This window comes from Chromatiaceae bacterium, from assembly GCA_024235395.1.
Taxonomy (GTDB): Bacteria; Pseudomonadota; Gammaproteobacteria; order Chromatiales; family Chromatiaceae; genus Thiosocius.
This window is the reverse complement of the sequence record JACKMK010000002.1, coordinates 754,401-766,979: the sequence shown is the minus strand read 5'-3', so window position 1 is coordinate 766,979 and position 12,579 is coordinate 754,401. Positions and strand designations below refer to the sequence as shown.

At 65.6% G+C, this 12,579-nt stretch carries 9 protein-coding genes; 3 read left to right on the top strand and 6 right to left on the bottom strand.

The window, feature by feature from the left end; translation table 11 throughout:
* From H6955_11590 to H6955_11580, 3 genes are all read left to right on the top strand, one after another.
* Positions 1 to 753: an ABC transporter permease gene (locus tag H6955_11590; protein MCP5314198.1), complete on the top strand. Its 753-nt coding sequence runs from the start codon at positions 1 to 3 to the stop codon at positions 751 to 753.
* 133 nt (positions 754 to 886) lie between these two features.
* Positions 887 to 1,687: an ABC transporter ATP-binding protein gene (locus tag H6955_11585; GenBank protein ID MCP5314197.1), complete on the top strand. Its 801-nt coding sequence runs from the start codon at positions 887 to 889 to the stop codon at positions 1,685 to 1,687.
* A gap of 69 nt (positions 1,688 to 1,756) precedes the next feature.
* Positions 1,757 to 2,320, top strand: a complete 564-nt coding sequence (locus H6955_11580) for a DUF2380 domain-containing protein (GenBank protein ID MCP5314196.1) — start codon at positions 1,757 to 1,759, stop codon at positions 2,318 to 2,320.
* A 42-nt stretch (positions 2,321 to 2,362) separates the two neighbouring features.
* On the opposite strand, the gene H6955_11575 is transcribed toward H6955_11580, so the two are convergent.
* From H6955_11575 to H6955_11550, 6 genes are all read right to left on the bottom strand, one after another.
* Entirely contained in the window at positions 2,363 to 3,496 is a 1,134-nt protein-coding gene (locus tag H6955_11575) for a trypsin-like peptidase domain-containing protein (GenBank protein MCP5314195.1), read from the bottom strand.
* Between the two features lie 138 nt (positions 3,497 to 3,634).
* Positions 3,635 to 6,328 (bottom strand): molybdopterin-dependent oxidoreductase, encoded by a 2,694-nt coding sequence (locus H6955_11570; GenBank protein MCP5314194.1) that lies wholly within the window; start codon positions 6,326 to 6,328, stop codon positions 3,635 to 3,637.
* Between the two features lie 69 nt (positions 6,329 to 6,397).
* Entirely contained in the window at positions 6,398 to 6,727 is a 330-nt protein-coding gene (gene nirD, locus H6955_11565) for a nitrite reductase small subunit NirD (GenBank protein MCP5314193.1), read from the bottom strand.
* 57 nt (positions 6,728 to 6,784) lie between these two features.
* Positions 6,785 to 9,226, bottom strand: a complete 2,442-nt coding sequence (locus H6955_11560) for an NAD(P)/FAD-dependent oxidoreductase (protein MCP5314192.1) — start codon at positions 9,224 to 9,226, stop codon at positions 6,785 to 6,787.
* Positions 9,227 to 9,283: 57 nt separating this feature from the next.
* Positions 9,284 to 11,437, bottom strand: a complete 2,154-nt coding sequence (locus H6955_11555; protein MCP5314191.1) for an ABC transporter substrate-binding protein — start codon at positions 11,435 to 11,437, stop codon at positions 9,284 to 9,286.
* Between the two features lie 43 nt (positions 11,438 to 11,480).
* Positions 11,481 to 12,512: an ABC transporter permease gene (locus H6955_11550; GenBank protein MCP5314190.1), complete on the bottom strand. Its 1,032-nt coding sequence runs from the start codon at positions 12,510 to 12,512 to the stop codon at positions 11,481 to 11,483.
* Positions 12,513 to 12,579 lie beyond the last annotated feature (67 nt).

The window sequence follows — 12,579 nt, the reverse complement described above, 5'->3', positions numbered from 1 at the left end:
ATGCTGAATCCTTCCCCCGCCGCCCTGCGTCTGGGTTCCGCCGTGCTGCTGCTGGCAGGATGGCAGATCCTTTCCGGCCTGCTCGACGACCCGATGCTACCCTCGCCGATCGAGGTCACCGCGTGGGGATGGCGGGAGGCCACTCAGGGTCCCTTGCTGGCCCACCTCGCCGCGACGCTTCGCCGCGTCGCACTCGCGTTCCTGATCGCGATGCTGCTGGGCAGCGCCATCGGCATCCTGATGGGACGCTCGCGTACCGCCGACCTGCTGCTCGATCCCTGGTTGATCCTGTTGCTGAACATACCGGCACTGGTGGTGATCGTACTGGGATACGTGTGGTTCGGGCTGCTGGAGACCACTGCGGTACTCGCGATCGCGATCAACAAGCTGCCGAATGTGATCGTCACCCTGCGCGAAGGTGCGCGCGTGCTCGACCGCGACTATCTGGCCATGGCGCACAGTTTCCGCATCGGGCGGCGCAAGACGCTGCTTTTCGTCACCCTGCCGCAGTTGCTGCCGTATTTCACGGTCGCTGCGCGCAACGGCCTGTCGCTGATCTGGAAGGTGGTACTGGTGGTCGAGCTGCTCGGCCGCAGCGACGGTGTCGGTTTCCAGCTGCATCTCTATTTCCAGCTGTTCGACGTCGCCGCGATCCTCGCCTACAGCATGGCCTTCATCCTCGTCATGCTGGCGATCGAGTACGGCATACTGCAGCCGCTCGAACGCGCATCCAACCGATGGCGTCTTCCGTGAACGCGCGCCGCGCCCGACGGCCTGCGGCACGGCGGGTCGCCCACACCCGGTCTGCGCGACCCGCCACCGACGTGCGGCCTGCCGACCGGATGCGCGGCCGGCCGGCCTGCGGACGAACCCTGAGTGCGCGGCGATGGACCTGGTGATCGAGGTCGACGACAAGCGGTTCGCGCGCAACCCGAGCCGCCCCGTCCTGTGCGACATCCGCTTCGCGATCCGCGACGGCGAATTCGTCGCGCTGATCGGTCCCTCCGGCTGCGGCAAGAGCACCCTGCTCAACATCGTCGCCGGACTGGACCCGGAGTTCACCGGACGGATCACCTGGCCCGGTTCGGGCCGGCGCCTGGGTTACGTGTTCCAAAATCCGCGCCTGCTGCCCTGGCTGACGCTGCGTGACAACATCCGCCTGGTACTGGACGATCCACGCGCGGCGTCCGCACGCATCGACCGGCTGCTCGAAGCGATGGCCTTGCGCGAGTTCGCCGACTACCACCCGGGTCGCGTCTCGGTCGGCATGCAACGCCGTGTCGCGCTCGCCCGGGCGTTCGTCGTCCAGCCGGAGTTGCTGCTGATGGACGAACCCTTTGTCTCGCTCGACGCACCGACCGCTGAACAGCTGCGTGGTCTGTTGCTCGACGTCTGGGAACAACAACGCTGTCGCGTCTTGTTCGTCACCCACGACCTGCGTGAAGCGGTTCAGCTGGCCGACCGGATCCTGTTCATGTCGGCGTCACCGGCACGGGTGCTCGCCGAGGTGGAGGTCGGTGTTGCACGCCACCGCAGGATGTCCACGGCAGCCATCGACGCGCGCCTGCACGAACTGCAGCACGAGTTCGAACGCCACTACGGGACCGCGCAGGGCAACACCTTCGTGCCGCCCGACAGCGACACCCCCGCAACCGACGGCTTGGCCAAGCATCGGCGCATCGGCTGACACGGACACACCGTCGCAGCGGTGGCGCACCGTCCGCCGATCCCGGCTTCGTTGAACGAGGGGATGTTGATGTCTGAGATGCGGCCTGCGATACGTTGTTCGACATGGTTCGGTGCACTGGCCTGCGTGTGCTGCCTCGGCCTGTCACCCTGTGCCGGTGCGACCGGGGTCGCTGTGCTGGCTTTCGAGTCCCGGAACCTGACCCCGATCGCCGACACGGCGGCCGACCGGCAGTATGTCGCGTCGCTCGGCGTGATGCTGGAGGAGGCCCTCGGTCAGGCCGCTGACACCGAGATCGTGAGCATCGACCCGGCGGTGGCGGACGAGGCCAACGCCGGCGTGGGCTACCTGTTCGAGCACGGTGACGTCGCCGCGCAGCTGGCCCGTGCTCAGGGCGCGGACTGGATCGTGGTCGGGCGGCTGCACAAGCCGAGCTTCCTGTTCAGCTACCTGATGGCCCGCCTGGTCGACGCGCGTACCGGCGAGGTGGCCGAAGACCTGGTGATCGAGATCAAGGGGCAGCAGGATGTCGTCACGCGCAAGGGCATACAACGGCTGGCCGGCAAGCTGGCGGCACGGCTCAACGCGCACCCGAGATCGCGCCAGGCGGTATCCGTTCCGGTCACGCGCTGAAGCGGTCGTTGCGTGCGCGATGGCGCCGGCACGAGCCAGCGGTCAATCGGCGCCGGGCTGCAGCACCACCTCGAGTTCGGTCTCGCGCCCGGCACGCCAGAGGCGCAACGTGACGCGATCACCGACCCGGTGATCGTCGAGCCGCGACAACAGCGTGGCCACGGAGTCCACCTGGGTGTCGTCCAGCGCGATGATCACGTCACCCGGTATCACGCGGCCGTCACGATCGACCTCGGTACCACGCAGGCCGACCGCCTCGGCCGCCGAGCCGGGCTCGACCTCGAGGACGACGACCCCCTGCATACCGAGTTCGCGCATCAGCAGGCGATTGATGTCGGCATCGACCGACACGCCGAGACCCGGCCTTACGAACTTGCCGCGCGCGATCAGTTCCGGCACGACCCGGTTCACGGTATCCACCGGCACGGCGAACCCGATCCCCGCGTAGGCACCCGAGGGGCTGTAGATTGCCGTGTTGATGCCGATCAGGCGCCCTGCACTGTCGAGCAGCGGCCCGCCCGAATTGCCCGGATTGATCGCCGCATCCGTCTGGATCAGGTGTTCGATCGTGGCACCGTTCGACTCGGCCAGCGAGCGGTCGAGGGCCGACACCAGGCCGCTGGTCAAGGTGTAGTCCAGACCGAACGGGTTGCCGATCGCAAATACCTTCTGGCCCACTTTCAGATCGTTGCTACTGCCGATCGGAACCGGAGGCGGACGATCGAACGGCACGTTGATGCGCAGCACCGCCAGGTCGTGCGCCTCACTGGCACCGACCAGGACCGCGTTGTAGCTGCGCCCGTCGTTGAGGCGCACGATCGCCTCCGAGGCACCCTCGATCACGTGATTGTTGGTCACGACGTGGCCCAGGTCGTCCCACACCAGGCCCGATCCGGTACCACGCGGCACGCTGAACACGTTGCGTGTCCAGTAGTCGCGCACGCGTTGCCGGGTGCTGATGAACACCACCGATGGACTGGCACACTCGAAGATCTCGATGGTCGCACGCTCGTCCCCGGCCAGTTCGCCACGCGCCGTGACCGCGCGCGGCTCGCTGCTCAGGCCGATCAGGTAACGTTCGGCCCAGGGCAGGAACTGCCAGACCACCAGGACCAGCACGATGGTCCAGGTCAGCCAACGCAGACGACGCAAAAGGGGATCAGGTTCAGGGTGCATCAACCGGTCCGTACAGCGATGGCGGATGCAGTCATTCGCCAGGATTGACCCGAATGTACCACCCCGCCGCTCGGCGTGCCGCATCGCCGGCGCGTGTGCGGCTGGGGGCGCGTGCCGGACCGGGTGCGTTCAGCGACCCTATTGCGCACCCGTGCCTGGTGTCAGATCGGCAATCAGGCGACGCATCTCGGGCACACAGGAACCACAGTTGGTCCCGGCGCCCAGCGCCTCGCCGAGCGCCTCCGGCGTGATCAGGCCCTGGTCGAGGATCGCGGTGGTGAGGGTGTTGATGCCGACGCTGAAGCAGGAGCAGACGATCGCGCCCGCGTCCTGTTCGCCGGGTGGCGGCGTGCCGCGCAGCAGGCGGCCCCGCTCGGCATCGTGCAGCTCGGGTTTCGCGAACAACGCCACCAGCCATTCGCGCGCAGGCAGCACGTATTCCGGTGTGACGATCATCACCGCGTCCAGGCGGCCGGCGACGATCCGCGCCGCGCGATAGTTCGCACCGGTCGAGTCATGCAGCTCGCGCCACTCGTCACCCCCCTGCCCGTCGTCGAGCAGTTCCCGCGCATACTCCGGCCAGCTGCCCGGCAGGCCGTCACCGGCCATTTCGTACAACCAGACGCCCGGCCTCCGGGCCTTCGACCAGTACACCGCCCGTGACAGATCCAGGGCGCGCCGGGTCAGGACGAACCCGTACCACCTGGCCGCGTACGGCTCGACATGCACCGGCGTGTGCTTGAACTCGGGCTGCCCGGAGATCGGATCGACCGCGGGGTTGACCATGCCGCCGACACGCGCCGCCGCCGCGAACTGGTCGCTCCAGTGCATGGGTGCGAACACCTGACCGACCGGCTGCTGGTCGCTGACACTGACGCGCAGTATCGACTCTCCCCAGCGGCTCGCCACGCGCGCCAGCTGACCGTGGCCGACCGACAGGCGCTGTGCGTCTTGCGGGTGGATCGCGATGAACGGCTCGGCCGTGTGGCCAGACAGCCGCGCCGACTTCGCGGTCCGGGTCATGGTGTGCCAGTGATCGCGCACCCGACCGGTATTCAGGATCAAGGGAAATTCTGCATCGCCGGCGTGTGCCGGGGGACGCGGCGTGACCGCAACAAAGCGTGCCCGCGCATTGGCGGTGAAAAACCGTCGATCGGCGAAGGGTTCGGCCGGTGTTGCATCGGGTAACCGGCGGGGCCACTTTACCGGACGCAAAGCCGCGTAGGCGGCGTCGCCCTGCCCGACCAGGCCGGACAGATCGAAATCGCGCCGCCCGTCGTTCTCGAATGCCGACAGGCGCGCGTGTTCATCGAAGATCGCCGCGGGCCCGCTATAGTCGAAACCGGCATAACCCAGCCGCCTGGCCACCTCGCTGATGATCCACCAGTCGGGACGCGCCTCGCCTGGCGGCGGCAGGAACGACCGCTGACGCGAGATCCGGCGTTCGGAATTGGTCACGGTGCCGTCCTTCTCGCCCCAGGTCAGTGCCGGTAGACGGATGTGTGCGAAGCCGAGCGTGTCGTTCGACGCGACGCAGTCCGACACCACGACGCATTCGCAACGCGCCAGTGCGCGACGCACCTGGGCGTTGTCCGGCAGGCTGACCGCAGGATTGGTCGCCATGACCCAGATCGCCTTGACGCTGCCTTCCTCGACCGCGCGGAACAGGTCGACCGCCTTCAGACCGGGGCGCTGCGCCAGGTTCGGTGCCTGCCAGAAGCGCGTGACCAGGTCGCGGTGCCGCGGGTCGGCCAGATCCATGTGCGCCGCCAGCTGATTGGCGAGACCACCCACTTCCCGGCCACCCATCGCATTGGGCTGACCGGTGATCGAGAAGGGCCCGGCGCCGCGCCTGCCGATGCGCCCGGTCAACAGATGACAGTTGATGATCGCCCCACCCTTGTCGGTGCCGCTGCTCGACTGGTTGATGCCCTGCGAGAACAGCGTGACGACCCGTTCGGTCGACCCGAACAGGTGGAAGAAACGCGCGACGTCATCGATCGACAGACCGCAGTGTTCGGCGACCGTGCGCATGCTCGGTGCATACCAGGACGCCAGTCGCAGCGCCTGCCCGACGCCTTCGGTGTGCCGATCGACAAATGCCTGATCGGCGTGGCCGTTCTGCTGCAACCACGCCAGCAATCCGTTGAACAGGACCGCGTCGGTCGCACTGCGCAGCGGCAGGTGCAGATCGGCACCGTCGCAACTCGCGGTCCGGCGCGGATCTATGACCACCAGCTTCAACGCCGGTCGGCGTTTCTTCTCGGCCAGCAGTCGTTGATAGAGGACCGGGTGACACCATGCCAGGTTCGACCCGACCAGCACCACCAGGTCCGCGTCGTCCAGGTCCTCGTAACTGCACGGTACCGTGTCGCTGCCGAACGCCCGCTTGTACGCGGCGACCGCCGACGACATGCACAGCCGGGAGTTCGTATCGATGTTTGCCGAGCCGATAAAACCCTTCATCAGCTTGTTGGCGACATAGTAGTCTTCGGTCAACAGCTGTCCCGAGACATAGAAAGCGACCGCATCCGGCCCATGCTCATCGATGATCGAACGCAGACGACCGCTGACCGCATCGAGGGCGGTGTCCCATTGGGTACGCCGACCGTCGACCTCGGGATACAACAGGCGGTCGTCGAGGTCGAGCGTCTCCGCGAGCGCGGTACCCTTGGAACACAGGCGCCCGAGATTCGCCGGGTGATCACGGTCGCCGTGTACCTCTACGCCACCCTTCGCATCGATCGAAACGACGACGCCGCAACCGACGCCGCAGTAGGGGCAGGTGGTGCGTACCTGTCGCACGGCATCGCGCCCTGGCGATGGCGGCATCTGGGTCACCTTGGGCACTCGGCCGAAGCGATCGCGCTCATCCCTGACATCCCTGCCTGCGCGCGCATATCAGGCCGCGGCCTCGTCGGCCTTCAACGCGAGGTAGACCCGGCCACCCTCGACCTTGGTGGCGAACACATTGGTACAACCCTCGTCCGGACCCAACGCCTCGCCCGAGGCGAGATCGATCTTCCAGTTGTGCAGGGGACAGGTCACCGAGGCGCCGTGGACGATGCCCTGCGACAGGGGGCCACCCTTGTGCGGACAGGCGTCGCGTAGCGCGAATACCTGATCGTCGCTGGTACGGAAGACCGCGACATCCATGGTGTCGGTCTTGATCACGCGGCTTCCCAGGCGCGGGATCGCGTCCAGTGGTGCGATTTCTATCCAGTTGTTCATGGTCTTTTCACCTGATTCATCAACGTCGGCGCATCTGCCGGTCTTGCATCTGTCGGGTTACGCAGCGGTCACGCGGATCTTCTGGAACTCGTACGCCGCTTCGCCGTCGGCGCGTGCCTTCCAGGGATCGACCTGTGCGATGGTTTGGCTATGGAGGAAACGTTCCTGCAGCGCCTTGCGGTTGTCCGCATCGTCGAGCACCTGCTGCTTGATGTAGTTCAGCCCGACACGCTCGACCCAGGGCGCCGTACGCTCCAGGTAGTGCGCCTGTTCGCGATACAGCTGAATGAAAGCGGCGCAGTATTCGAGCACCTGCGCCTCGGTCTCGACCTTGCAGAGCAGGTCGGTGACCCGGACCTTGATCCCGCCATTGCCGCCGACATGCAGCTCGTATCCCGAGTCGACGCAGACCACACCGAAGTCCTTGATCGTCGCCTCGGCGCAGTTGCGCGGGCATCCCGACACCGCGAGCTTGAACTTGTGCGGCATCCAGGAGCCCCAGGTCATTTTCTCCAGCTGCACGCCGAGCCCGGTCGAATCCTGGGTACCGAACCGGCACCAGTTCTTGCCGGCACAGGTCTTCACGGTACGCAATGCCTTGCCGTAGGCGTGTCCGGAGACGAAACCGGCCGCCGACAGGTCGGCCCACATCGCCGGCAGGTCTTCCTTCTTCACTCCGAACAGGTCGATACGCTGCCCACCGGTGACCTTCATCTCGGGCACCCGATACTTGTCGGATACGTCGGCGATCGCCCGCAGTTCGTCGGCGGTGCACAGCCCACCGAACATGCGGGGAACGACCGAATAGGTACCGTCTTTCTGGATGTTGCCGTGGGCGCGCTCGTTGATGAACCGCGACTGCGCATCGTCCTGGTACTCGCCCGGCCAATTGGCCAGCAGGTAATAATTCAGTGCCGGCCGGCAACTCGCGCAGCCGTCCGGGTTCTTCCAGTCGAGCGCGTGGCGCACCGCCTGCATCGACTTCAGACCACCGTTACGAATCGCGGCGATCACGTCGTCGTGGCTGTGCTCGGTGCAGCCGCACATCCCTTTCTTGCTCGGTGTCTGGTCGTAACCCTCACCGACGGTGCTGGCCAGGATCGCCTCGACCAGACCGGTACAGGAACCGCACGAACTCGACGCCTTGGTGTGTGCACGCACCTCGTCGAGGGTGAACAGGCCCTTCTTCGCGATCGCGTCGACGATGTCGCCCTTGCAGACGCCGTTGCAGCCGCAGATCTCGGCGCTGGCCGGCAGCGCCATCACGCTGGCCGTGGCGTCGCCGTGGCCGGCATCGCCGAGGTCGTGCTGGCCGAACAGGATGGTGCTGCGAAACGCCGAGATGTCAGTGCCCTCGCGCAGCAGCGTGAAGTACCAGGTACCGTCCAGGGTGTCGCCGTACAGCACGGCACCCTTGACCTTGTCGTCACGGATCACCAGCTTCTTGTAGACACCCTGTGCGGGGTCCTGCAGCACCAGCGTCTCGTCGCCCTCGCCTTCGTTGAACTCGCCGGCCGAGAACAGGTCGATGCCGGTGACCTTGAGCTTGGTCGACGTCACCGAACCTTCGTAACGCGCGATCCCCATCTTCGCCAGGTGGTTCGCGGCGACCTTGGCCTGCTCGAACAGTGGGGCGACCAGCCCGTAGCAGTCGCCACGGTGCTGCACGCACTCGCCGACCGCATAGATCTTAGGATCGAAGGTCTGCATCGTATCGTTGACCACGATGCCGCGTTCGCAATGGATGCCGGCGTCCTTGGCCAGCGTGATGTTCGGTCGTATGCCGACCGCCATCACGACCAGGTCGGCCGCGACCTCGCTGCCGTCGGCGAAGCGCACCCCGGTCACGCGGTCTTCGCCGAGGATCTCGCTGGTCTGCGCCTGCATCCGGAACGCGAGTCCGCGCTGCTCTAGCTTGGCCTTGAGCAACGCCGCCGCGGGCTTGTCGAGCTGACGTTCCATCAGGCTGTCGAGCAGATGGACGACGGTGACGTCCATCCCCCGGGTACGCAGGCCGTTGGCGGCCTCGAGCCCGAGCAGGCCACCGCCGATGACCACGGCGCTGCCCCCGTTGGCGGCGTATCGAAGCATGGTCTCCACGTCGTTGATATCGCGGAACCCGATCACGCCCGGTTTGTCGGCGCCCGGCACCGGAATGATGAACGGCATGGACCCCGTCGCTATCAACAGGCGATCGTAGGGTGTCTGCACGCCGTCCTGCGTCTGCACCAGCTGTCCCACGCGGTCGATTCCCGTCACCTCTGAACCGCTATGCAGGGTGATGCCGTGGTCACGGTACCAGTCAAGCGGATTGAGGATGATGTCATTCACCTCTTTGTCACCGGCCAGCACCGGCGACAGCATGATGCGGTTGTAGTTGGGGTGTGGCTCGCTGCCAAACACCGTGATCTCGTACAACTCCGGTTCGAGTTTGAGCAGTTCTTCGACGGCGCGGATGCCCGCCATGCCGTTGCCGATGACCACCAGTCTCTGTTTCATATCCTGTATCCTGTCCTTCCCGCCTGCGATCGGCGGTCGTTGATTCCCGCTGCCCGATCAGCCGATGGACGCCTGCGCCTGCTGCAACTCGTCCGCGGCCTGACGTTCACTCAGCGACGCGACCGCCGCGAACGACGCGATGTAATCGCGTACCCGGGTCGCATCGAAACGACGCGCGTCCATGAATCGATCCGGGCCGATCAGCACGTTGCGTTCGCTCACCGCCATCTGCCATGGCGCTTCGTGTTCGCCCTCGATCTTGCAGTCGTGCTCACTGGCCGGCAGACCCAGCGCTGCCGCCGCCTGTCGGTAGACCGCGGGGCGATACACCGCGCGCGTGATGTTTTCGATGTTGATCTCCGGCGTGACATGTCCCCAGCGCACCATCTGGCTGAGGAACCACACCGCGTGTGAACGCCAGGGAAAGTTCGCCAGGTAGCGGTGAAAGACATTGAAATCCTCGACCTTGCGCACTGCCTCGCCGGCGCTGTACTGCAGATGCCCGGCGAGCGACTTCTCCAGCACGTCGACCGGGGCGTTCACATAGCGCCCCTGGCTGAGGATCTGCGCTGCCTCGACGCGGTTATGAGGTTCGTCCAGCCACTGGCACGCCTCGAGCAGGGCCTCGACGACCGCGACGTGGGTGTTCGGATTGGTATCCGCCCAGATACGCGTCACCCCGAACACCTTCTCGGGATGGTTGTTCCAGATGTCGTAGCTGGTCACCAGCGTATGCCCGAGCCCCTCGCTGACCGCCAGGGTGTTCCACGGCTCCCCGACGCAGTAGCCGGACAACAGGCCGGCGCGCAGGTAGTTGCTCATCTGCGGTGGCGGCACGACGACCAGGTCCAGGTCACGGTCCGGGTCGATACCGGCACTCGCCATCCAGTAACGCAGCAGGTAGTTGTGCGAGGAGTCCGGAAACACCATCGCGAACGACAGCTTCCTGCGGCCCTGTCGCAAGTCATCCTCGATAACCCGGCGCAATGCCTGCGCCGATCCCTGCGGCGTGTCGAGGCCGTCCACGCCGGTGCCGAGCATGCGCCCGTAGAGCTCCTTCGAAACGGTGATCGCATTGCCGTTCAGGTCCAGGCTGAGCGCCGTGACCATCGGTTGCGAGCGCGAACTCGGCAGTACGCTGGCGAGCGGCATCGCCGCGAGCATCTGCGCACCGTCGAGAATGCCGGTCGATACCTTGTCGCGGATGTTCGACCACGACGACTCGCGTGACAGCGTCACGTCCAGTCCGTGACGGGCGAAGAATCCCTTCTCCTGCGCGATTGCCAGGGGTGCGCAGTCGGTCAGCGGGACGAAACCGATGCTCAGCCGGGTCTTTTCCAGCAAGCGGCCACTGCGGCGGCCCGGCGAACGCGGCAGCTCAACCACGTTCGCGGGTGGTGCCGAAACGGCAGCCTCGTGCGCCTTCTCCGGGTTCTGATGGCGCTCGTGCAGGAACCGCAGCACCTCCGCGCGGTAGTGGTTGTACAGCGGGTCGTCGGCCAGTGTCAGCCGGTCGCGCGGCCGCGGCAGGTCGATGTTCAGGACCTGGCCGACCTCGGCGGACGGGCCGTTGGTCATCATCACGATCCGGTCCGACAGCAGAACCGCTTCGTCGACGTCGTGGGTGATCATGATCACGGTGTTGTTCAGGCGGGCCTGGATCTCCATCAGGGAGTCCTGCATGTGCGTCCGGGTGAGCGAATCCAGCGCACCGAACGGCTCGTCCATCAGCAGTACCTTCGGTTCCATCGCCAGTGCACGCGCAATCCCGACGCGCTGCTTCATGCCACCGGAGATCTCGTCCGGCTTGCGGTCCAGCGCATGCGACATGTGCACCAGCTCGAGGTTGTGACGCGTCCACTCGTCGCGCTGCGCCCGCGACTTCCGACCCTTGAACACCTGGTCGACGGCAAGGCGCACATTGTCGTAGACGCTGAGCCAGGGCAGCAGCGAGTGGTTCTGGAACACCACCGCACGGTCGGGCCCGGGCTCAGTGACCTCCCTTTCCTCGAGCAGCACGCCGCCCTGCGTCGCATTCAACAGGCCGGCGACGATGTTGAGCACGGTCGACTTCCCACACCCGGAGTGGCCGATCAGCGTTATGAACTCACCCTGCTCGACCTTGAGGCTGATGTCCTTCAGGACGTTCAGCGGCCCGTTGTCGGTCGGAAAGGTGATACTCACGTAATCGATATTCAGATAACTACTCATGACGCTTCCTAAACCTGTTGCGAAATCCGAAGGCGCGCCTGCTTCAGCGGAGCACTGCGCTCTTGTCCCAGTTCACCGTGCGTTGCAGGATCAACATGCCGCGGTCCAGCAGGAAGCCGATGATCCCGATGACGATCACCGCGACCATGATGCGTGCCAGCGAGTTCGAGCTGCCGTTCTGAAACTCGTCCCAGACGAACTTTCCAAGCCCCGGGTTCTGCGCCAGCATCTCGGCAGCGATCAGCACCATCCAGCCGATGCTCAGCGACAGGCGCAGACCGGTGAACATCATCGGGATCGCCGACGGCAGGACGATCTTGGTGGTCTTCGTGAACCAGTTGAGTTTGAGCACCCGGCTGACGTTGATCAGGTCCTTGCTCACGCCGGACACGCCCACCGCGGTGTTGATGATGGTCGGCCACAGGCAGCACAGCGTGACCGTGATCGCCGAGTTCAGAAATGATTTCTCGAACCAGGGATCGCTGCTGACGTACACCGCCGAGACGACCATCGTGACCAGTGGCAGCCAGGCGAGCGGAGAGACGGGCTTGAACACCTGGATGATCGGGTTGAACGCCTGGTAGAGCGTCTGACTCATGCCGATCACGATGCCGATTGGGATCGCGATCAGCGACGCCAGCAGGAACCCGGTCATCACGGTCCACAGGCTGGTGAAGATCTGGTCGATGAAGGTCGCCTTGCCCGTGTACTTGCGGTCACGTAGCTTGTCGATCCGTTCGTCCGACTTGCCGGCGGCGATCGCCTTGTCGATCCGCTCTTGCATACGGTCATAGAACGCCGTTTCACGTTCGCGCTCAGCGCGGTGCTCGCCATACAACGCGGTGCTCTGCTCCCACACCTGCGAAGGCCCTGGCAACTCGCCAAGCGATGTCTGCACCTGCTTGGCACCCGCGGTCCACAACAGCAGGAAGACCAGGATGGCCGCGAGCGGCACCAGCACGTTGCGCACCAGGCTGCCGCTCAGCCTGGTCAGGCCGTCGCCGGCGAGAAAGTCGAGTACGCGGTCCAATGCGCCAAGCCCGAAGGTCCTGCGATCACGGATTGCACTGATCATCGTGTGCTCCTCGTTGGTTTGCTATCCAGTAGCGTCGCGGGACGGGCACAGGCCCGGTCCCGCGGCA